This window comes from Microseira sp. BLCC-F43, from assembly GCF_041929235.1.
GTDB lineage: Bacteria > Cyanobacteriota > Cyanobacteriia > Cyanobacteriales > Aerosakkonemataceae > Microseira.
On sequence record NZ_JBHFNP010000359.1, the window covers coordinates 1 to 21064 of the forward strand.

The window sequence follows — 21064 nt, forward strand, 5'->3', positions numbered from 1 at the left end:
TAGCCATCGGATCTCCGTACTACTCGCACTCGTTTGTATTGCTTCAATTGATAGAAATGCAAGTCGCGGGTGACCCACATTTTAAAGGTTCCCGCATCAAACCCATCGCTGAAAGTGATGTATCTACGACAAGAAGAAAGCTTCCACCCACTGGTTTTGTACTCGACAGAACCATGTGTTTGCTCTTTCTTAAAGCGTGGATATCCTTTCTTCCCAGGCTTATTTTTCTTGCAGTTATCAAAGAAACGAGCAATAGCAGACCAAGCTCTCTCAGCAGACGCTTGACGAGCCATAGAGTTAAGTTTCCCTGCCCAGGCAAATTCTTTCCCCAAGACAGCACAATATGCACTCAACTCATAACGTCCGATGTCGCGGTTCTCCATCCAGTATCTCAGGCAAGAATTACGAACGAAACGAGCAGTACGAATCGCCTCATCAAGCTTTTCATACTGCTCTTTAAATCCCTCAAGTTTTGCCTCAAATACCAACATCGTTACGTCGTTACACTTGAAGTAAACTATTCTAGCATAAAACTAACGGCAGTTAAAACTGCAAAAGTCGCATTTCATCCACCGCTTAAAAGACGGTGGCTTTCATGCTCCCGTCTTTATCCAGGTAAACGCCAGTGTCAATATCCTTAGATTAGGACTGCGTACCGTGGGGCACACGGGACCCTAAACTTGGGAAGCAGCGCCGCCAGAGGGGGTCTCCCCCATGGGCGACTGCCTTCGAGACTTACCCTCTTGGGCACTTGGGACTACCCTGCTGCTCTTAGGTGAGTCTGCTCTCTAAGAATCCCCGTATCTTGAGAGCGGGGAATGTCAAAAAGTAAGCAAAAATCAGAGCGATGTTGCTCGCGCAACAAAGTCTGGAAGTGGTTGAGGCATTATGAGTATTGAAAACATTGTGGAACAGGCGTTGCAAGATGGTTATCTCACCCCAGCGATGGAAGCCGAGGTGGCGCGGATCTGCGACACGGCGAGCGAGCTTTCGATTGAAGAGTATATGGCTCTGGATCGGCTGATGGGTGCTTTGTTAACTGGGGAAGTGGTCGCAGTTCCGCGCAAGCAGTTTATCAACGTGATGGAAGAATTGGTGTTGACAGAGGCGATCGCAAGGGTAGCGGAAATTGAAGCCACCACCGAACACGTTCTCGATGTGGGCGACATCGCGGCTTATGCCCTCAATCGGCTTCCCCCGCTCTATGCTACGACGGAAGAAGGCGCAGCTTACCAGCGCAAGCGAGCCAAAGAAGAGCTACTTGATTTAATAGCTCACCAAGTCAGCGAGGCGCTGGCTCGCAATCTCGATCGCCCCGATATTTTCCCAGAACGTCAACCGATTGGTAAGAGTATGCCAAGGGATATGATCCAACAGGTGAGTTCGCTGCTTCAAGCTTACGCCCCTAATTTTGAAGCTAAACCCGATGTGAGTTCTTCCAGCGATCTCTGATTCCCTATTAGCTATCGGTTGTTAGTTATTAGTTATTAGTTTTCGCGATCAACTAATAACTAATAACTTATTTTTTTTGTCTGTTGGCAGCGTTGCAGATAAACTTGAGCCGCGCGATCGCAATACATCCAAAAAGGATATACAGCGGTTTTCAATTGGGTGCAGCATAACATTGTAGGGACACGGCATCAGTAAATTTTGTCGTTAACTCAAAGTTTTTCTCCTGCCTTGTCCCTACCCCCTGTTGATGCGACTTAAAATGGCTATATATTCTAAATTTACCTCAAAATGGCACTCAGGTTCTTCTCATTGTTGTGCAACAGGTGGTTTATAATGACAAACTAAATAACCCAAGTTGCTAGTTATCTCTCTGGGAGCGGCTAATGGCTAATGGCTAATGGCTCCCTCGGGAAAAATGCTCCCTTAGCAATTAGCCAGCTGGCAATTAGCCATTAGCAACGCCCAATTTTATAACTAGCAACTTGCATTAAATAAACTATTGCTTGATATGGAAAAGGCAGTGACAACCTTAAACATTAGTAATATTTCAATTCCGCTAAAGCCACCAATTACCGGATCTAAGTGTTAGGCTATGAACTAAAGTAATAGTCAAAACACAATGTCTGAAGAAGTAGCGAGCCAGAATAAAGGCAAGTTTAGGGAAAAATTTCGCCTGAGTAGTGTCTTGGTTATTACTTTCATTATTCCGATTGTGGCTTCGACCGGACTGGTGGGCTGGTTTTCCTTTCGCAACGGACAGCGAGGAATTCAGCAGCTAGTTAACCAACTTCAATCTGAAGCTTCAACCCGCGTTCACCAGTACCTTAACAATTACCTCAAAACTCCGCATCAGATCAATCAAATCAATTTGGATGCGCTTAATTCAGGTTTAATTAAACTAGAAGACTTTCGCACTATGGAGCGGGTTTTCAGAAAACAACTCCAGGTTTTTCAGGTAGGCTATATTAACTATGCAAATCAGAAAGGTGAATTTATTGGAGTCACCTTTGACTCTAAAAACCGGAATCAGGTAGTAGTTGAGGTTTTTAACCGCTCTCAGAGTAACAAGCTTTCCAGGTATGCTACTGACGATAAGGGAAACCGCACGAACTTGCTTTTTACTGGGGAATATGATTTTACCCTAGAACCCTGGTATGCAGATGCAGTTAAAGCAGGTAAACCCCTGTGGAGTAAAATTTATCGCTGGACAGGGGGAGGAGACAATCAAGAGATTTTATCTATCTCTTCTAGCTATCCAGTTTACGATGATAACAAGAAGCTTGTAGGAGTTTTAGGTATCGATTTGACCCTATCGCAGATCAGTGATTTTCTGCACAACTTAAAAGTTAGCCCCTCAGGCAGAATTTTTATTATAGAGCGCGATGGATTGCTAGTAGCTAATTCCAGCAGCGAAACACCCTTCACCCTAGCGAAAGGTGTAGCACAAAGACTCAATGTTGTCAATAGTCGCGACCCCTTAATTAAAGCTACAGCTCAGCATTTGCAGAAAAATTTTGGCAACTTTAAGCAAATTAAAAACACTCAAAAATTTGACTTTCAGCTGGAAGGCGGACGCCAGCTTGTGTATGCAGAACCTTGGCGCGACGAATTTGGTTTGGATTGGTTAGTGGTAGTTGTTGTGCCAGAATCTGACTTCATGGCTCAAATCAATCGGAATAATCAGACTACAATTTTGTTGTGCGCGATCGCATTTATTGCGGCAACAGCAATTGGAATTTTCACCTCTGGTCGAATTACCCGCCCCATCCTGAAGATTTCTCAAGCTTCTGAAGAAATTGCAGTAGGATCGTTAGACCGGCGCGTTGCAGAAAGCAACATCATCGAAATCGACAAGCTAGCAAATTCTTTCAATAGCATGGCAAGGCAACTCCAAGAATCCTTTGCCACATTGGAGAAGCAAAACGAAGACCTCAAACACCTAGACCAACTCAAAGATGAATTTTTAGCCAATACTTCCCACGAACTCCGCACACCTCTTAATGGCATCATTGGCATTGCTGAATCTTTGATCGACGGCGTTACCGGACAACTTCCCCCAGCAACAATTTCTAATTTATCAATGATTGTTTCCAGTGGGAGAAGGTTGTCCAACCTGGTTAACGATATTCTCGACTTCTCCAAACTCAGACACACCAATATTGAACTGCAACTGAAACCAGTAGGAATGCGAGAAATCGCCGAGATAGTCCTTACCCTCAGTCGCCCTTTGATTGGTCACAAAAATTTGCAGCTAATTAACACCATCCCAGTACTGCCCCCAGCTAACGCCGATGAAAATCGCGTGCAACAAATTATGTACAACTTAGTTGGCAATGCGATTAAATTTACCAAGATCGGCACAATAGAAGTCTCGGCAGAATTGGTAATGGGAAACCAACAATTACCAATTCCCAATTCCCAATTAGCCATCACCATTTCCGATACAGGAATTGGTATCCCTGCCGATAAATTCGACAGAATATTTGAATCCTTTGAACAAGCTGATGGTTCCACAGGTCGGGAATATGGGGGTTCTGGTTTAGGTTTAGCAGTTACTAAAAAGCTAGTCGAATTGCACGGTGGAGAGATAACAGTTGCTTCCACTGTTGGTGTCGGTTCCCAGTTTACTTTTACCTTGCCAGTCTGGCAAAGCAATGTTGAAATATCGTCATCAATTCCGATTATTAAAGCCGAAGTAAAAAGCCGAATTCAACCAGTTATTTTTGGGACTGTAACGCAGCCAAATAATTTTAAAGCTAGGAAGAAAAATCTCAACCCAATTCCGGGTGAATTTAAAATTATGATTGTTGATGATGAACCCGTTAATCTTCAAGTGCTTGCCAACCATTTATACTTGCAAAATTATGCGATTACCCAAGCGACAAATGGGGAAGAAGCTTTGGAAATAATTGAAAATGGTTTCCAACCAGATATAATCGTACTTGACGTAATGATGCCAAGAATGAGTGGGTATGAAGTGACGCAAAAATTGCGCGATCGCTTCCCTGCCACGGATCTGCCCATCCTGCTGTTAACGGCTAAAACACAAGTCAGCGATCTCGTGGAAGGATTAAATGTTGGTGCTAATGATTATCTCACCAAACCGATAGCTAAAGATGAACTCCTCGCGCGCATCAGAACCCACCTCAATCTGCGCCAACTTCGCTCGGAAAATATCCGCCTTTCTGCGGAACTAGATGTCGCCAAGCGACTACAACAAATGGTGCTGCCTAAACCAGAGGAATTAGCCGCAATTGTTGGGTTAGAAATTGCCGGATTTATGGAACCTGCCGATGAAGTCGGCGGTGATTATTATGATGTCCTTAACACCGATGGAGTTGTGACTATCGGCATTGGCGATGTCACCGGACACGGACTCGAAAGCGGCATTTTGATGGTGATGACTCAAACCGCCGTCCGCACTCTCAAAGAAATTCGAGAATCCGACCCGGTGCTATTTTTAGATACCCTTAACCGCACCATTTACAAAAATATCCAGCGGATGAATTCGGGTAAAAACTTAACCCTGGCTATCCTCAATTATGCCGATGGTAAAATAAGCATCAGCGGTCAGCACGAAGAAATTATTGTAGTCAGATCTGGTGGTAAAATAGAGCGGATTGAAACGATGGATTTAGGGTTTCCCATCGGGTTGGAGTCAGAAATTTATGATTTTATTAGCCATAAAATAGTCGAGTTAGCACCGGGGGATGGGGTCGTGCTTTACACCGATGGCATACCTGAAGCCGAAGACATCAATAAAAAATTCTATGGGTTGGAAAGACTCACTGATGTGGTTTCTATGAATTGGCATTTATCGGCTGAAGAAATCAAGCAAGCAGCGATCTCTGACTTGCGGCAATTTATTGGAGAACAAAAGGTGTTTGATGATATAACTTTGGTGATACTGAAGCGGATTGGCTCAACGGTAGCCTAGTCCTCGACAATGACTGGCGTACCAGGAGAAACTTGCTCGTATAACGCTTGGATATCTGAATTTCGCATTCTCAAACAACCGTGGGAAACAGGTTGCCCGACTAAATTAGCTTCAGGAGTACCGTGAAACCCGATGTGATGGCGTCCGTCATCCCAAAAACCGATCCAGCGACTGCCTAAAGGATTATCTCGTCCTTGGGGTACGATCTCGTTGGTAAGGGGATGACGCCAAACCGGGTATCTTTGCATTTCAATCACTTGGTAAGCACCGAGAGGCGTTTCCCATCCCCGCTGACCAACTGCTATGGGGTAGCTGGCTAACTTGCGATCGCTTCGATATAGAGAGACGCGCCGTAAGCTTAAATCCACCCTCAAATGCAACCCATTCACTCTAGCAGGCGGGGGAACAGGCGCAAGTGACGGCGCTAACAATGAATCAACAGCAGTTGCAGTCGTGGAAGCAACCGTCCGCCACTGCGCCAAAATTAAGAGAATACCAGCACCAGCACAGAACAGCACCAAGCTGCGGCGGAGAAAGTCATTTTTTAACATAGCCGTTACCTGCGATATTTTTTTGGGTGTGTTAGGGATTGTAAAACCACAAGATTGAGCAATTATTCCGAATTTTGGCGGATTTTTGGTCGCTGTTTCCGGAAATGTCCCCTCGCTCCTGTAGTAACCAGCGGGTTCCCTACCCTACGAGGCTTGACTCGTAAGACAAATTAGGGGAACTTCTCAAAATGGGGCAGCGTCATTGGCAATGAAACTTGTAGAGCCAATAGTTGCCCATGACTCAGTCAATTCCTATATCCTGCTCTACCGTTGAGGTAAGGGTTCATAACAGGCAAGTGCCCACACCTGAAAACCTCCCCAACCACGATTTAGTTTTACGCTGTCAATCTGGACTGCGTCCCGATCGCATGGCTTTTGCCGAACTGATGCGTCGCTATGGGTCCCACGTTGACCGCCTATTGTATCACTTGGCCCCCGATTGGCAAGACCGCGCCGATCTAGCCCAAGAAGTGTGGATTCGAGTGTATCGCAATATCAAACGCTTGCAAGAGCCGGTCAAGTTCCGGGGTTGGCTGGGCCGCATCGCGACGAATTTGTTCTACGATGAGTTACGCAAGCGCAAGCGCGTGTCTCCACCCCTGTCGTTAGATGCCCGCAGAACCCTAGAGGATGGCGATATGGACTGGGAAATTGCTACGGACGATCCCGGACCCTTTGATGACCTGACCACCCGCGAGTTCTACGAGCAATTGCACCAAGCGATCGCCGAGTTGCCCGAAGCGTTTCGCACTACAATTGTATTAAGGGAAATCGAAGGCATGGCCTACGAGGAAATTGCCGAAATTACCGGCGTTTCCTTGGGAACGGTTAAATCTAGAATCGCTAGAGCAAGGTCTAGACTCCAGTCCCAGTTGCAAAAATATCTGGACGATCGTTAAAATTCTCTTGACATCCATTTTGGCAACTGCCTGATGGAAATCTGTCAACTGCTAGAAGCAAAGGACTTTCTTGTTACCTAAGATCGGTAGTAGAATTTTAAGATCCGTAGTAGACTAGAGCGCAGGCAACCGCTGTGTTTTATTTGTCTGACTTGGAAGTGATTTAAAATGACCCCTGAGTTTGACTACCACCAAAATCTGTCATCCCATTCTTTTGAAGATTTACCATCTCCAAAGGTGGAAAATTCCCCTTTAGGAACCCTGGATATGCAAAAACGCGATCGCTTTGAGTTACTCAGTGCCTACCTGGATGGCGAGGTAACAGCCGCAGAACGCCGCCAAGTCCAGGAATGGCTCGATACCGACCCGCAAGTACAGCACCTGTATAATCGGCTGCTGAAATTGCGCCAAGGGCTAACCACAATGTCAGCGCCGTCAGCAGTGCCTGTCCAACAAACGGTAGATGCAGTGTTTGCTAAACTTGACCGCCGCCGTCCAACCCGCGCGTTGCGATGGGGTGGAGTCGCGATCGCTGCCCTGTTCGTCGGCGCTTTGGCAACTGTTTTACCCGGTCGCAATTCATTCTCGCCCCAGCTAGCCCAATCTCCCACCCCAACTTCCGAACCCCTGATGGTCGCTTTGAACGAACCGCTGGTCTATATTCCCAAAGCTGCGGTTGCCTCCCCCGTCAAGTCTTTGCCTCATACCAGCACCCATCCCAGCCACAATCAGGAGCTACACTAAGCAGAATCTCCGCAATTACTCCACCATCCAGAGGGTAAAAATATACCTCCATAGCTGCGAACCAGATGGGGACTCATTAAGTAAACCCAAGCGGTTTCTAAGGGTTCGTCAGATAAGTTAAATGTTTCTATAAGTTGCCGATTATACTCATTCTGTTCCGGGGGACGCTCCCGATGGTAATCTTCTAACCGATCGAGGGCGTCTAGAACTTCTGGGTCAGCAAAAGTCAGCACATATCCTTGAACTCGTCCATCGCCTGGGGTCATCGCCGGGTAGCCGAATGGTAAAGCAAATAGATGACCTTGGGCGATCGCTCTTTTCTCCTCCACGACTTTACCCGCACAAAACCGTTGATAATTTATTTCCCCAGGTTTGAGAGTGCCGTAAACAAAAACTTTGAACATTTGTTAGCTAGACGATTTCAGCCATCTCCAGTACAATTTTAATTAATATATCTGAAGCGGTTGCTATAATCTGGCAAATTGCACAAATTTGCTAACCACCTCAGACAGCTTACAACGTAAGCGTTTGAAATTAATAGAGTTCAGAAATTAACTCTGACTTTATTAACAAAAAAAGCGACCGTTTCAGATATTTCCCTCTGAATCCGGCTGCGAACGGTGTTAAAAAAGCAGACTTATAATTGCTTATTCCCCGTAAGGGGATGGAAACTTATTAACAAAAAAAGTGACCGTTTCAGATATTTCCAATATCCGAATCTGCTTCTAAATCTTCCCCTCACGGGGATGGAAACTTATAAAGATGACCTAGAGGAAATGGCAGTCCTCGAAGATTTCTATTCAGAATTACCCGTAAGGGGACTAAAACTAGAAAGTAAATTGGAAAGGTGTGTAAAGTCTTGGATGAATTAGGGCTTACGCAAATTTTCTATATGTAGGGTGCGTTACCCGATCGCTAACGCACCATTACACCATATTTAGTGTTGTTGCGTAAGTCCGATGAATTATGACTGAGCGATCGCAGCAGTCAGCCAGCATAGTTATCGGGTGAGCATTCCTCGTTACCAGACTCAGCCTTAACGAAGACCTAGACACCGGGTTTCAAGCTGCGATCTCTAGCTGCAAGTCGAAGATTCACAGAAACCCGGTTTCGACCTCGATCTCTGGTTGCAAAACCAATGATTTTTCCTAGAAACCGGGAATATGCGCGTAAGTCCTGTCCTATTGACATCTCAAATAAATTACGTATAATAGTACGTAGTTACATTATTCATATTATTGATTTGGCGTTTCCAAGAAACGCAGAACCTATGTATGCCACTTGGAATAATGCCTACTCAGATGAGCTAATTACAGCTACTGAGTTGAATCGGCAGCCTGGACGAGTTCTAGACAAAGCTTTAGAGCATCCAGTCACAATTACTCGCAACGATCAATCGTTCGCTTTGCTGCGCCGTGAGGAAGTGACTTTTCTCGTTAAGGCAGCAAGACAGAGTAGAACTGTTTTTGAGGTATTAAACGTCGCTTTTCGTTTGTTACTTGGGCAGAAGATCGGCTCTGAGCATCCTTATGGATGGCTTAGAGTATTTGACTCTGATGAGCTTCAAGACTTGATCGCAGAGGTTAGCGAGGCTTATCGCTTGGCTGATTCCTCTAATCTTATATGGGATCAACTCGACGATATCATCCATGAGTGGCATGAGAGTGCTATAGCGCTCGTTAGCTCTGAAATTGCAGCAGCCTTTAGCGATCGGTTTGATGAAGTACCATTGACTCAACCAGATGCTGTAAGTGCTGCTGAGCCTTGATATGTCAGAGAATTGCCCAAACGACTCAATCGCAGGATATGTGGAGCCGCCAGAAGTAAAACTGACGGCTCCATGCGTATCTGATATCACAACCACCTGGCTAGTAGTAGCCAAAAATCGTAGGGTCAACCGTGATTGGGAAGCTCTGGTGTTGCGCTGTCCTGAAAACTGTCGTCGTTGCTACGAAGATTTATCTACCGCCCCTACAACCAGACAGCCAGGTCGTGTTTTCCCTTTAAGGGGAAAAGTTTACAAAGGGGCATGGGAATATGAAGTAACAAAAGGAGACAGGGTATTTTACGTTCCTCACGAGGAGCAGTTCAAAGTAGTTGTCTACTATGCAGGAGAACATGCAAAACCCGCCCCTACACCTTGAAAGGCGATCCAGAGGGCAAAGTAGCTGAAAAACCTGATGGAAAGCAGGCTCTTTATTTTCTGGCGCAATCGCACAACGTCGAGGTTGTTCTGGCAAAGGCGGTCGTATATATCAGCACTCTCAACTTAATAAAAGCAGTCTTTTTAACGATTTAACGATGATTCTTCGGTGAAATTTTGATAAAATTTTAAATATATATTGATTTTTTTAAAAGATTAAAAAAGAAACCAAGTAAGCTACAGTCGGGAAAAAACGAGTCGATCTGTTCGTTGGGAAAAAAGTTTAACCTTTGCTATCGGTGGCGCTCGCATCTCATCATAATACAATAAGTAGTATAGAGGCGATCGCACATACGCCAACGATCCGCCCAACATCCCAAGCCCACCGGATATGTCAAAATACACAAACAGACGCGATCCGATACCGAAACCAATATGAGTATAGCCGTGGAGTCCCGTTACAACCCCGCCGAGATAGAGGCGCATTGGCAAAAAACTTGGGCCAAACAAAGTATAGATCAGACCCCTACAGAGAGCGACAAGCCCAAATTCTACGCGCTGTCGATGTTCCCCTATCCATCGGGAAACCTGCACATGGGACATGTCCGCAACTATACGATTACGGATGTAATCGCTAGAGTCAAGCGGATGCAGGGATATCGGGTACTTCACCCGATGGGATGGGATGCGTTTGGACTTCCCGCCGAAAACGCCGCGATTGAGAGGGGAATACACCCGGCGAAGTGGACATATAGCAATATCGACCAGATGCGATCGCAATTGCAACAATTGGGTCTTTCCTACGATTGGAACAAGGAAGTTGCTACCTGTTCGCCAGATTATTACAAATGGACGCAGTGGATATTTTTGCAATTCCTCCAAGCAGGATTAGCTTATCAAAAAGAAGCTGCGGTTAATTGGGACCCCATCGACCAAACCGTATTAGCAAACGAACAAGTCGATAGCGAAGGTCGTTCTTGGCGATCCGGGGCAATAGTTGAGCGTAAATTGCTCAAACAATGGTTCTTCAAAATTACCGAATATGCCGAAGAATTGCTCAACGATTTGGATAAGTTGACAGGTTGGCCCGAACGAGTAAAGTTAATGCAGGCTAACTGGATCGGAAAATCTGTCGGCGCATATTTGGAATTTCCCATCGTCGGGATGGATGAAAAAATTGCCGTATTTACCACCCGTCCCGATACGGTTTATGGCGTTACCTATGTGGTACTCGCGCCAGAACATCCTTTGACGCCAAACGTTACCGCATCGGAACAAAAAGCAGCGGTTGAAAGTTTCATTAAAGAAGTATCCAACCAAAGCGAATTAGAACGGACGGCGGAAGATAAACCCAAACGCGGTATCCCCACAGGCGGAAAGGCAATTAATCCGTTTACTGGGGAAGAAGTGCCGATTTGGATTGCCGATTATGTCTTGTACGAATATGGTACGGGTGCGGTAATGGGTGTCCCTGCACACGACGCGCGAGATTTCAAATTTGCCAAGGAAAAGCAATTGCCAATTCAAGTGGTAATTTATCCCCCAGTTGCAGGCGGGACGCCTACACCACAAGAACAAGAGTTGAAAGAGGCGTATACAGAACCGGGAATTATGATTAATTCCGGTAGCTTTGATGGCATGAATTCGACTGAAGGAAAACAGGCGATTATTGAATATGCCGAAAAGCAAGGATATGGCAAAGCGCGCATCCAATATCGCCTGCGAGATTGGTTGATTTCTCGTCAGCGTTATTGGGGTGCGCCTATTCCAGTTATTCACTGTCCTAATTGCGGCATAGTGCCAGTACCGGAAGCAGATTTGCCAGTTGTATTGCCGGAAAATGTCGAATTTAGCGGTCGCGGTGCATCGCCGTTGGCTAAGTTGGAAGATTGGATAAATGTGCCTTGTCCAACTTGCGGCACGCCTGGGAAACGAGAAACCGATACGATGGATACGTTTATCGATTCATCGTGGTATTTCTTGCGCTATCCGGATGCGAAGAACGAGCAACAGGTGTTCGATTCTGCTAAAACAAATGATTGGATGCCTGTGGATCAATATGTAGGTGGAATCGAACATGCAATTTTGCACTTGCTTTATTCTCGATTCTTTACCAAAGTATTGCGCGACAGAAATCTGATCGACTTCGATGAACCTTTCTCCCGTCTCTTAACTCAAGGGATGGTACAGGGGAAAACATACAAAAACCGTCGCACCGGGAAATACGTCATTCCCACGCAAGTTGCAGATCCAGCTAACCCCGTAGATCCGGAAACTGGAGATACTTTGGAAGTGGTGTACGAAAAGATGTCCAAATCCAAATATAACGGGGTTGCACCGGGAGATGTGATTGGGAAATATGGTGCTGATACGGCGCGGATGTTCATCCTCTTTAAAGCACCCCCGGAAAAAGATTTGGAATGGGATGATGCGGATGTTGAAGGGCAATTCCGCTTCTTAAATCGCGTCTGGCGTTTGGTGACAGAGTTCGCTTCTCGCGAGTCTTCAGTCGTCAGCAGTCAAGCACAATTGACCAAAGATGAAAAAGACTTGCGGCGGGCAATTCATAGCGCCATTAAAGCGGTGACAGAAGATTTGGAAGGCGAATATCAATTCAATACTGCTGTATCGGAATTGATGAAATTGAGCAACGCTATCACCGATGCAACTTGTAAATATTCGCCAGTTTATGTAGAAGGAATCAACACTTTGGTTATTATGTTGTCGCCTTTTGCGCCTCATATTGCCGAGGAATTGTGGCAAAGGATTGGGAATAGCGAATCGGTTCACAAACAACCTTGGCCTCAATGTGATGAATCTGCTTTAGTTGTGGATGAAATTACGTTGGTGATTCAAATTAACGGCAAAACTCGCGGTACGATTCAAGCGCCAGCAAGTTTGGATAAAGATGGGTTGGAAAAATACGCCCGCGAATCTGAACCCGCGCAACGCAATCTTGAGGGTAAAACAGTTAAAAAAGCGATTGTTGTACCGGGGAAATTGGTGAATTTTGTTGTTGGCTAATTGCTAATTGCTAATGGCTAATAGCTAATTTTAGAAAGGCTATTAGCCATTTTTTATTAAATAGAGGTGAAGAACAATGATTAACTTACAAAGTAAAATTCCTACAGATAGCTGGGTAAAAGCAAATTGGGAAGAATATATTCAGATAGTTGAAAATGACATGAGAAACCGGGTTTCTTAAAGAAACCCGGTTTCTCACCGTTAGCGAAGCGATTCGCGCAGCGCGTCTTCTCGAAGAGTAGGGCGCGAAGGAAGAGGGGAGGGGAGCGATATGCACACCCTTAGCGAAGCTCTCGCACTCTGCAAGAGAATTTGAGTTCAGACAAGCGATCGCGGTACCTGCTACGCACAGAGAGCGCTCTTGAGCCAATCCCAAAACCGAGTAGCTAATGGTGGCGATCGCGCTCTTGACTCATCCGGTTTTACACTCACCAGTGCAAAGCCTGCAGCGTGCTATTAACGCAAGTTGCTAGTTATAAACAAGGGCGTTGCTAATTGCTAATTGCTAATTGCTAATATAGGATTTTTACTGACATTAGCCGCTCCCAGAGAGATAACTAGCAACTTGAGTTATTACCAGGAGAAGATCGTGATATTAAAGCTCTTGCAGCCGCCAAAGACTACGCAAGCTTTGCCTGACAACGTAATTTTCTTCTGAGCCAGCTTCAAACATACAGCTAAATCAAACTTGGCAACACCGGCGCTTCCTTTGAATGAAATACATGGTTTCGCTGGGCTGATCTCACCTGATAAGACTGTAGCGCCAAAAACCTTGAGAGCGACGAAAGCTTTTGGCACGCTGACATTGACGTCATAGCACAGCTGAATAGGACCAATTAATGAAAGACATCCAGCCACATCTACAGCAGCGGCTGCTTCGGCTTCATGAACCTCCATGTCCATCGCCATTTCCATCGGCGATTGCCCCAATTGCGCTAATTGCGCTAATTCAACCTCGTACTTGATTTCGGGAAGAATGTCTTCTTTGTAGGTAGTAATAGTCATTGTCTTTTCTCCAAATCTAAGGTTTGTTAATGTGCTTGCTGCACATGTCTTATAGTTTGTCTCTTCACCCTTGGTCTAAACCACCGAAGTTTAGTAACTTAAGAACGAACTTAATAATTTATTGTCAAGCAATTAACCATCAGTATTTCAGCCAATAAAAACTTGAGGGAGGACGCGGGATAAGTTTGCTTAAAATCGGAAAAATTCCTCAGGGTCGGCAACCAAAGAATTGGGAATAAAAAAATCATCAATATTTGGGATCGCATCCGGAATCAAAGATATTGCTTGTGAATATAATAGGATAGGTAAAAATAATCAGCGGCGGCATCTGCAAAACGACCTTCAGCTTATAAGTTTTGTTGAAGTGGGTTTAATATCAAAAACCCCCAGAGCAGGTATTACCCGCCCCTACAGCTCACCGCTCCGGGTTTATCTGAAAAATCCTTGGGAAAGAAAACTAGAGATATAGGCAGAAACTCGATTTCTAGGCTCGTCATGGGTAAGTCATATCTGTTTCTACTTAAGGTTGATTGTAGCTGCGAGAGCGATAACGCAAATCCACTTGAGATTTATGGCAAAAAATACCGATAATGGGTGAAGCGATCGCTATAAAAATTTTGTTTAGCTGTAATTATGCTTATACGCTTGGCCTCTAAAGATATCTACTAACGTAAGTTGCTAGTTATAAACAAGGGCGTTGCTAATTGCTAATATAGGATTTTTACTGACATTAGCCGCTCCCAGAGAGATAACTAGCAACTTGAGTTACTAATAACTTTTGCAAGTAGTCTATGGAGTCGGGCGTGCATATGTCCTACACATTATAGGCAGCTAATTTTACCTGGTGGGCAAATATATTTACTAAACTGAGATACTTTTGATGAAGTCACAAAAACAAACACGCAAGCGCGGTGTAATTCTGACAACTCAAGGATTTGATAAACTCATGGCAGCCAAATACGAAGCCGAAAGTTGCGAAAACTGTGACAAACGTTATACCCTGGAAGCTTTAAGTTATCGCACTGGTTTAGATCCAGATACCTTGATGAAGGTATTTAGTTGCAAAATTAGAGTTGATAAGCAAACTCTCAATCGCTGCTTCCGGGCTTTTAAGCTTCAATTGGAGCCAAATGATTATCAGCACCCAATCCAAAATGCGATCCCCCCTAGCCCCCCTTATCAAGGGGGGAATATGAATCCCCCTTATCAAGGGGGGAATAGGGGGGATCGCATTGATTGGCACGAGACTCCTGATATTTCTGTTTTCTACGGACGCACTGAAGAATTGGCAAATTTGAAGCACTGGATACTCGAAGAACGCTGCCGACTGGTGACGCTATTAGGTATGGGTGGAATGGGAAAAACTTGTCTGTCGGTGAAGCTTGCAGAACAGATACAGGAGCAATTCGATTTTGCGATCTGGCGAAGTCTAGGCAATGCTCCTCCTGTCCAAGATATGCTAGCGGAATTGCTCCAATTTTTAGCTGCGGATACGAAAATTAATTTACCAGAAACTATAGAGGGTAAAATTGCGCGACTCATGCATTATTTACGAAGTTCTCGGTGTCTGCTAGTATTAGATAATTTCGAGACAATTCTGCAAGAGTGCGACTATGGTGTCGGGTATTATCGCCAAAGATATGAAGGTTACGGTCAACTCCTCAGACAAGTGGGAGAAACGATTCATCAAAGCTGCTTAATAATTACCAGTCGGGAGAAACCTAAAGATATTGCGCTACTAGAAGGAGAAACATCACCCGTTCGCGTCTGGCAATTGAAAGGCTTGCAGGTAACAGAAGTACGACAAATCTTTGGTGAGTCAACTGAGTCGAGCAAGCTCGTTGATTTTTATGCAGGCAATCCATTGGCATTAAAGATAGTTTATAACACGATTAAAAAATTGTTTGATGGGAGTATTTATGAATTTATCAACCAAAATATCGCTGTTTTTGGCGAAATTAGGCAGATTTTAGATCGGCAATTTAAGCGGTTGTAAGATGGAGAAAAGGAAATTATTAAATTGCTGGCACTTAATCGCAAACCAGTTTCATTTTCAGAACTGCGAGATCGGATATCGCCGTCGATGTCACCCCAAAAACTATTAGAGGGGCTGGAATCTCTCCAAGAGCGCTCTTTAATTGAAAAAAAGGCTGCACTTTTCTTCATGCAGCCTGTGGTGATGGACTATGTTGCTCACCAATTAGTGGAACCGAATATTACCCAATTTCCGCTAAAAGATGGCTTTTCATTGGTTGGGTAACCCGCAGCGGATATTTCGATGTTATCCAGGCGAATTCTCTAGGATTGATGCTCCTACGCGGTTTTAACTTTCTCACCGGATGGTTCAAGGGCGCCAGCTTTTAAGCGACTCATCCGGCTTCTGCGAATGCGATCGCTTTTGCGAACACCCCCCGCCATCTCATATTCGCGGCTGTCTTTGCCGTACTTAAAAGCCACCCCAATCAGCATCTTTTCAGACAGAGCGCCTAAGCTTTTTTCTAATTCTTCTATTTCGGTTTGGGAAGAATCAATCACGGATAAAGCCGTGTTATAGGCATCAATCTTGGTGCGTAACTGTTCGATTAGTTGTGTCAAGTTGTTCAGGGTGCGAGCATCCCCAAAATCCAGAGTTGGATCGATCGCCTTCAGTCCAGCAGATCTTAACTCAGCTTTTTCTAAAACGCGAGATGTACGTTTTTTACGAGCCATAGATGTAAGATTTTCAAAAGATTCTAAAGCTAGCTTGGCTTACTGAAGTGAGTTTCTGGATCGGCAGAATTCGCAAATAATTGTCTTTTTTTGGCTAAGATTTTCGCGTAACCCTGGTGATTCCGCTTAAGTGTCTCTACTGGATAGATGCGATCGCGATACACCGGATTGCCAGTGAGTCAGGTACAGCCTTTTGGCTTGAATGCAATAGCGGCAGCAAAAATGGCAGCCGCTATTGCATTCGAAGGTGTACCTCATAGGGCTGCATTCCGCGACAATGGCTCCGATCGTAACGAAAGTTTAAGCGTTGGTAACGACAGTTTAAGCGTTGGTAACGACAGCTTCAACGTTAGTAACGACAGCTTCAACGTTAGTAACGACAGCTTCAACGTTGGTAACGACAGCTTCAACGTTGGTAACGACAGCTTCAACGTTGGTAACGACAGCTTCAACGTTAGTAACGACAGCTTCTGGTGGAGTAACAACGGGTAAATCGATACTAACGACGGGGTTGTCGCCACAGATTAACGTCAAGCTGAGCCTATTTTTCGCGATCGCATATCAGCTTTTGAGGGATGCGATCGCGCAGCGGAAGGGAGGCATATCGCTTACGATCGCCGAGAAGTTATCACGATTCAGAATTTTGCATCCATTGTTCTATTTCAGATGCATCCATACCTGTTATCGTAGCTATCTGCTCTACTGTCATCCCTACCTCAAGTAAGTTGCGTGCAGTTTGTCGCAACTGCGATTCTGCCTGCTCTGCTCGTTGTCGTTGTTGTTCTTCAGGCGTTGGTAGTAATTCTCCCTCTAAAGTCGCCCAGCGTAACCAAGTCGCATCAATGCCTTTATAGTTTCCTTGCCAAAGCTGCAATGCTAGTCCTAAAGATTGACTAATCAATTGATTCCCTTCGTTGGGAATCAAGCGTTGGTAAGCGCTTTGTTGAAGCGAAAAACCCGCCCAATCATCTGGGTTAAAGGGGTCATACCAGAAATATTCTGGCACGCGCATTTGATTTTGATAAATCAGTTTTTTCTCATTTTTGTCGGCTGGGGCTGTACTCTCAGAAAGCAACTCAATGACTACATCCGGTGCTTTACCTTCTTCCCACACCACCCAACTTCTGCGTTCGCCTTTGGGAACTCCCAATACTGCAAAAAAATCTGGCCCTTTAAAGTCTTTGTTTCGCACTTGTGCCAGACTGTAGTAGACGAACATATTGCCGCCTACATACCCATCCTCCCTTTGTTCTAACCAAGGGATTAAGGCATCAACCAGCAAATCCATTTGTGCTTTATGTCTTGCGCTTTCCATCGGCACACCATCATCATAGGGAAGTTCTGCCTGGGTGGGCGGGAGTTGGATATCTGGTGCAGTTATGGTGGTTTCTGACATGGCTTTTTACCTACTGGGGAGCCATTGGGGATGTTTCTATGTTAGTGGATGGTAGGGATGGGGATGGTGTTTGGGTTTGTGCAAGGGTGCGATCGCGAGTGCGTGCCCGAGGCATATCACTCAACTTCATTGTGACTCTGTTTTCCACGAGGTCATACCATAGCCTAATAGTTTTTTAACTCATTCACCTGTTGCAGTTCTTTTTTTATTTGCTATAATTGTTCGCCAAGGCAGAGTTTGACTGTAAATGATGCCTTGAGTACATCTATTAGAGCGAGCAAAAATATCTCATCAGTTTTTCTAGAGTTTAGTCTTAGCGGACATATTAATATGCTGTTTAATTCGCCAGAATTTATTTTCATGTTTCTGCCGGTTACTCTGGCAATCTTTTTTACCCTTGGTAGGCTAGGATATCATCGTCTAGCGATCGCTGCTTTAGTGGCTGCTTCGTTTTTTTTCTACAGTTGGTGGAACCCCTTACTATTATTACTGTTAATTTTCTCGATTATATTTAACTACTTGTTGGGCTATGGCTTAAGTAAAACTCTCCGGATACCCGTTAGTAAAAAGTTGCTGTTAATTCTAGGTATTACTGTCAATTTAGCTCTACTCGGTTATTTTAAATATGCTAACTTCTTTATTTCTACTCTTAACGATTTGGCAGGAACGAATTTTAATTTAACTAAAATTATATTACCATTAGGTATATCATTTTTTACTTTTCAGCAAATTACTTATCTAGTCGATGCTTTCCAAGGAAAGATACCAGAAAATAACTTTCTCGACTACTGTTTATTCGTTAGCTTTTTCCCCAAAATTTTTGCTGGGCCAATTGTACGTTACCAAGAAATGATGCCTCAGCTAGCCAATCCATCGATTTATCGACTTAACCAAGAAGATTTAGCAGTGGGGTTAACGATTTTTATTATAGGTTTATCCAAAAAAGTTTTGATTGCCGATCAGATGTTTGCCTATGCTTACCCAGTGTTTAGTGCTGCACTGCAAGGAACACCTCTGACATTTTATGATGCTTGGAGTGGAGCCTTAGCTTACACGTTTCAGCTTTACTTCGATTTTTGCGGCTACTCTGAAATGGCAATTGGCACAGCCAGAATGTTCGGCATTAAGCTACCGCTCAACTTTGACTCGCCTTACAAAGCTGTCAATATCAGTGACTTTTGGCGTCGTTGGCACATCACGCTTTCTAACTTTTTAAGGGATTATATCTACATTCCTATGGGTGGTAATCGTCAAGGTGAATTTCGGCGCAATGTCAATTTAATGACTACCATGCTGTTAGGTGGTCTTTGGCATGGAGCGGGTTGGACATTTGTTTTATGGGGCGGATTGCACGGATTATACCTAATAGTTAATCATCAATGGCGTGAGTTGCGTAAATTTTTAGGACACGACCTGAAAAAAAGTCACTGGTGGAGTGTAGCATTAAGTTGTTTTGTCACTTTTATCGCGGTGGTAGTCGGGTGGGTTTTCTTTCGGGCTGAGAACATGGGATCTGCTCTGGCAATATTGAAAACAATGTTTGGAGTTAATGGCTTATCATTGTCAGCTTCGGTTGTGCCAGAAAGAAAAAGACTATTTTTATTGTTACTCCTGGCTGTTTGGTTGTTGCCGAATACTAAACAATGGTTGAGTAAATACGAACCATTTATGCTGGACAAACCGACAAAACAAACGGCTTCAAATTGGAGCGATCGCCTTTGGCAAAAGTTCCAATGGCAACCCAACCAATTGCTCGGCATTCTATTTGGGATTTTGATGTTTATTTGCGTCAAAATTGTCTTAGAAGCACCAGAAACGAAGTTTTTGTACTTTGACTTTTGAGCATATGAAAACATCTAAATATTTATCCTCAATTTTATCTGGAATATTATTGAGCATTCTGATTTTCCTCCTAGCAGTTTTCTACCAAATCGGCGCGCCAACTGAGAGTTCCCGTTGGACTTACGAGCTGTATACGATTAAAACTAGAATTGCTGACTCGAGCAAAACACCAAAGTTAGTCGTGGTGGCTGGCTCAAATGCTCTATTTGGTATTAGCTGTAAGATCGTCCGCGAAGAAGCAAATTTTCCCTGCGTTAATGCAGCAACTTATGCTGGATTAGGTATTGATTACATCTTAAATCGCTCTCGTTCCTTAATTCAGCCTGGAGATACAGTTCTCCTCCCGCTCGAATATGAATTTTACACAGACGATGGTAAATTAAATGGCGCGTTAATTGACTATGTGTTAGCCAGAGACTTGGAGTATTTAAAATCCCTTAATTGGATAGATCAAATTCGTTTCATCACTGGCGTCTCTATGACTCGCGTGCAAGATGGTATCTTAGCTAAATTGGGAACTCCTAAGCAATGGAAGTCTCATTATAAATCCGAAAACCTGAATCAATATGGCGATGACACTGGAAATCGTGCATCAACTATGACGCAAAAAGAATTTAAGGCGCTTGAGGAGTTACAACCAAAGGAACTCGAAGGCTATATCAAGTCAAGTTATGGCATGAAAGCTATCAAAAATTTCGTAGATTGGAGTCTAAAAAATAATATTAACGTAATAGCAACGTGGCCCAATACCTTCTGGTTTGAAGCTTATCAGGAACCGCAGGCTAAAGAGTTTTTTCAAAGCATCAATGATTTTTATCAAACGATTAAAGTGCCTCTTTTAGGGAATTATCGAGATTTTATGTACGATAAATCTATGTTCTATGATACAAGCTATCACATGAACGATAAAGGAGTGCGCTATCGCACCAAACAGCTAATAGATTTACTCCAATCTATTTTATTCAAAAAAAGTTGATCTTTGCGTAATATCATGTCCAAGAGCAAAGGTAGTGCAAGTGTTTTTGATACTGTAGAGGCGGGTTTTACCAATCATATCATGTCCGGTAGCATCGGTACCGTAAGCCGGAGCGGGTTTAAAAAATTTCTCGTTATTTTCCAGAATGGCTGGTAAAACCCGCCCCTACTCCCGTCAAAAACTATACACTACCGTTGCTAGCGGACATCATATCATATGATATTCGTTAAATTGCCCATAATAAAAAAACCTCACAGAGTCGTTGCGTAGGGACACGGCATCATAGATTTCTCGAACAAACAAATAACGTTAATAATGCCGTGTCCCGGCTTCTGATTACGGGTAATCGACCGGACATCATATAATATCATGTCAGGCTTTTCACG

General features: G+C 44.2%; 20 protein-coding genes. 13 read left to right on the top strand and 7 right to left on the bottom strand.

Translation table 11 applies throughout. The features are described from left to right. The coding region (locus tag ACE1CM_RS47210; RefSeq protein ID WP_374886558.1) for an RNA-guided endonuclease InsQ/TnpB family protein at positions 1–491 on the bottom strand (491 nt) is incomplete at its 3' end. 397 nt (positions 492–888) lie between these two features. On the opposite strand from ACE1CM_RS47210, the gene ACE1CM_RS47215 reads away from it, so the two are divergent. Both ACE1CM_RS47215 and ACE1CM_RS47220 read left to right on the top strand, forming a co-directional pair. Then, positions 889–1452, top strand: a complete 564-nt coding sequence (locus tag ACE1CM_RS47215; protein ID WP_374886559.1) for a late competence development ComFB family protein — start codon at positions 889–891, stop codon at positions 1450–1452. 619 nt (positions 1453–2071) lie between these two features. After that, on the top strand, positions 2072–5389 hold the full coding sequence (locus ACE1CM_RS47220; RefSeq protein ID WP_374886560.1) for a SpoIIE family protein phosphatase: 3318 nt from the start codon (positions 2072–2074) through the stop codon (positions 5387–5389). On the opposite strand, the gene ACE1CM_RS47225 is transcribed toward ACE1CM_RS47220, so the two are convergent. Continuing rightward, positions 5386–5940 carry a L,D-transpeptidase gene (locus ACE1CM_RS47225; protein WP_374886561.1) on the bottom strand — a complete coding sequence of 185 codons (555 nt, stop codon included), beginning with the start codon at positions 5938–5940 and terminating at the stop codon, positions 5386–5388. The two genes, ACE1CM_RS47220 and ACE1CM_RS47225, sit on opposite strands and share 4 nt — an antisense overlap. A gap of 236 nt (positions 5941–6176) precedes the next feature. Here ACE1CM_RS47225 and ACE1CM_RS47230 point away from each other — a divergent pair, with 236 nt between their 5' ends. Further along, positions 6177–6839 carry a sigma-70 family RNA polymerase sigma factor gene (locus tag ACE1CM_RS47230; protein WP_374886562.1) on the top strand — a complete coding sequence of 221 codons (663 nt, stop codon included), beginning with the start codon at positions 6177–6179 and terminating at the stop codon, positions 6837–6839. A 168-nt stretch (positions 6840–7007) separates the two neighbouring features. Then, positions 7008–7583, top strand: coding sequence for an anti-sigma factor family protein (locus ACE1CM_RS47235; RefSeq protein WP_374886563.1), 576 nt, complete (start codon positions 7008–7010; stop codon positions 7581–7583). On the opposite strand, the gene ACE1CM_RS47240 is transcribed toward ACE1CM_RS47235, so the two are convergent. Further along, positions 7580–7987: a gamma-glutamylcyclotransferase gene (locus ACE1CM_RS47240; protein WP_374886564.1), complete on the bottom strand. Its 408-nt coding sequence runs from the start codon at positions 7985–7987 to the stop codon at positions 7580–7582. The genes ACE1CM_RS47235 and ACE1CM_RS47240 overlap by 4 nt on opposite strands. Positions 7988–8853: 866 nt before the next feature. On the opposite strand from ACE1CM_RS47240, the gene ACE1CM_RS47245 reads away from it, so the two are divergent. The 4 genes from ACE1CM_RS47245 to leuS all read left to right on the top strand — a co-directional run bounded on the left by ACE1CM_RS47245 (position 8854) and on the right by leuS (position 12750). Beyond that, a complete protein-coding gene (locus ACE1CM_RS47245; protein ID WP_374886565.1) occupies positions 8854–9351 on the top strand; it encodes a hypothetical protein in 498 nt (165 codons plus the stop codon). 1 nt (position 9352) lies between these two features. Beyond that, positions 9353–9727, top strand: a complete 375-nt coding sequence (locus ACE1CM_RS47250; protein WP_374886566.1) for a hypothetical protein — start codon at positions 9353–9355, stop codon at positions 9725–9727. Continuing rightward, positions 9724–9882, top strand: a complete 159-nt coding sequence (locus tag ACE1CM_RS47255; protein WP_374886567.1) for a hypothetical protein — start codon at positions 9724–9726, stop codon at positions 9880–9882. Before ACE1CM_RS47250 ends, ACE1CM_RS47255 begins: the two co-directional genes overlap by 4 nt. A gap of 291 nt (positions 9883–10173) precedes the next feature. Then, on the top strand, positions 10174–12750 hold the full coding sequence (gene leuS, locus ACE1CM_RS47260) for a leucine--tRNA ligase (protein WP_374886609.1): 2577 nt from the start codon (positions 10174–10176) through the stop codon (positions 12748–12750). Between the two features lie 573 nt (positions 12751–13323). Here the strand turns inward: leuS and ACE1CM_RS47265 are convergent. Then, the gene (locus tag ACE1CM_RS47265) at positions 13324–13755 is read right to left on the bottom strand and encodes a hypothetical protein (RefSeq protein ID WP_374886568.1); all 432 of its coding nucleotides are present in this window, start codon (positions 13753–13755) and stop codon (positions 13324–13326) included. 229 nt (positions 13756–13984) lie between these two features. Here ACE1CM_RS47265 and ACE1CM_RS47270 point away from each other — a divergent pair, with 229 nt between their 5' ends. From ACE1CM_RS47270 to ACE1CM_RS47280, 3 genes are all read left to right on the top strand, one after another. Continuing rightward, positions 13985–14224, top strand: a complete 240-nt coding sequence (locus ACE1CM_RS47270; RefSeq protein WP_374886569.1) for a hypothetical protein — start codon at positions 13985–13987, stop codon at positions 14222–14224. A gap of 411 nt (positions 14225–14635) precedes the next feature. Continuing rightward, positions 14636–15751: an NB-ARC domain-containing protein gene (locus ACE1CM_RS47275; protein WP_374886570.1), complete on the top strand. Its 1116-nt coding sequence runs from the start codon at positions 14636–14638 to the stop codon at positions 15749–15751. 24 nt (positions 15752–15775) lie between these two features. Then, the gene (locus tag ACE1CM_RS47280; RefSeq protein ID WP_374886571.1) at positions 15776–16015 is read left to right on the top strand and encodes a hypothetical protein; all 240 of its coding nucleotides are present in this window, start codon (positions 15776–15778) and stop codon (positions 16013–16015) included. 53 nt (positions 16016–16068) lie between these two features. Here the strand turns inward: ACE1CM_RS47280 and ACE1CM_RS47285 are convergent, their stop codons facing one another. From ACE1CM_RS47285 to ACE1CM_RS47295, 3 genes are all read right to left on the bottom strand, one after another. Next, the gene (locus tag ACE1CM_RS47285) at positions 16069–16464 is read right to left on the bottom strand and encodes a hypothetical protein (RefSeq protein WP_374886572.1); all 396 of its coding nucleotides are present in this window, start codon (positions 16462–16464) and stop codon (positions 16069–16071) included. Between the two features lie 321 nt (positions 16465–16785). After that, positions 16786–16998 (bottom strand): hypothetical protein, encoded by a 213-nt coding sequence (locus ACE1CM_RS47290; RefSeq protein ID WP_374886573.1) that lies wholly within the window; start codon positions 16996–16998, stop codon positions 16786–16788. A 94-nt stretch (positions 16999–17092) separates the two neighbouring features. After that, on the bottom strand, positions 17093–17860 hold the full coding sequence (locus tag ACE1CM_RS47295) for a Uma2 family endonuclease (RefSeq protein ID WP_374886574.1): 768 nt from the start codon (positions 17858–17860) through the stop codon (positions 17093–17095). Between the two features lie 237 nt (positions 17861–18097). Between ACE1CM_RS47295 and ACE1CM_RS47300 the strand changes: the two genes are divergently transcribed. Continuing rightward, positions 18098–19702: an MBOAT family O-acyltransferase gene (locus ACE1CM_RS47300; RefSeq protein WP_374886575.1), complete on the top strand. Its 1605-nt coding sequence runs from the start codon at positions 18098–18100 to the stop codon at positions 19700–19702. A gap of 4 nt (positions 19703–19706) precedes the next feature. Then, positions 19707–20678, top strand: coding sequence for a hypothetical protein (locus ACE1CM_RS47305; protein WP_374886576.1), 972 nt, complete (start codon positions 19707–19709; stop codon positions 20676–20678). Positions 20679–21064 lie beyond the last annotated feature (386 nt).

Coding starts and splice junctions, on each gene's coding strand:
- ACE1CM_RS47215 (WP_374886559.1), top strand. CDS start 889: ATGAGTATTGAAAACATTGTGGAACAGGCGTTGCAAGATGGTTATCTC.
- ACE1CM_RS47220 (WP_374886560.1), top strand. CDS start 2,072: ATGTCTGAAGAAGTAGCGAGCCAGAATAAAGGCAAGTTTAGGGAAAAA.
- ACE1CM_RS47225 (WP_374886561.1), bottom strand. CDS start 5,940: ATGTTAAAAAATGACTTTCTCCGCCGCAGCTTGGTGCTGTTCTGTGCT.
- ACE1CM_RS47230 (WP_374886562.1), top strand. CDS start 6,177: ATGACTCAGTCAATTCCTATATCCTGCTCTACCGTTGAGGTAAGGGTT.
- ACE1CM_RS47235 (WP_374886563.1), top strand. CDS start 7,008: ATGACCCCTGAGTTTGACTACCACCAAAATCTGTCATCCCATTCTTTT.
- ACE1CM_RS47240 (WP_374886564.1), bottom strand. CDS start 7,987: ATGTTCAAAGTTTTTGTTTACGGCACTCTCAAACCTGGGGAAATAAAT.
- ACE1CM_RS47245 (WP_374886565.1), top strand. CDS start 8,854: ATGTATGCCACTTGGAATAATGCCTACTCAGATGAGCTAATTACAGCT.
- ACE1CM_RS47250 (WP_374886566.1), top strand. CDS start 9,353: ATGTCAGAGAATTGCCCAAACGACTCAATCGCAGGATATGTGGAGCCG.
- ACE1CM_RS47265 (WP_374886568.1), bottom strand. CDS start 13,755: ATGACTATTACTACCTACAAAGAAGACATTCTTCCCGAAATCAAGTAC.
- ACE1CM_RS47275 (WP_374886570.1), top strand. CDS start 14,636: ATGAAGTCACAAAAACAAACACGCAAGCGCGGTGTAATTCTGACAACT.
- ACE1CM_RS47285 (WP_374886572.1), bottom strand. CDS start 16,464: ATGGCTCGTAAAAAACGTACATCTCGCGTTTTAGAAAAAGCTGAGTTA.
- ACE1CM_RS47295 (WP_374886574.1), bottom strand. CDS start 17,860: ATGTCAGAAACCACCATAACTGCACCAGATATCCAACTCCCGCCCACC.
- ACE1CM_RS47305 (WP_374886576.1), top strand. CDS start 19,707: ATGAAAACATCTAAATATTTATCCTCAATTTTATCTGGAATATTATTG.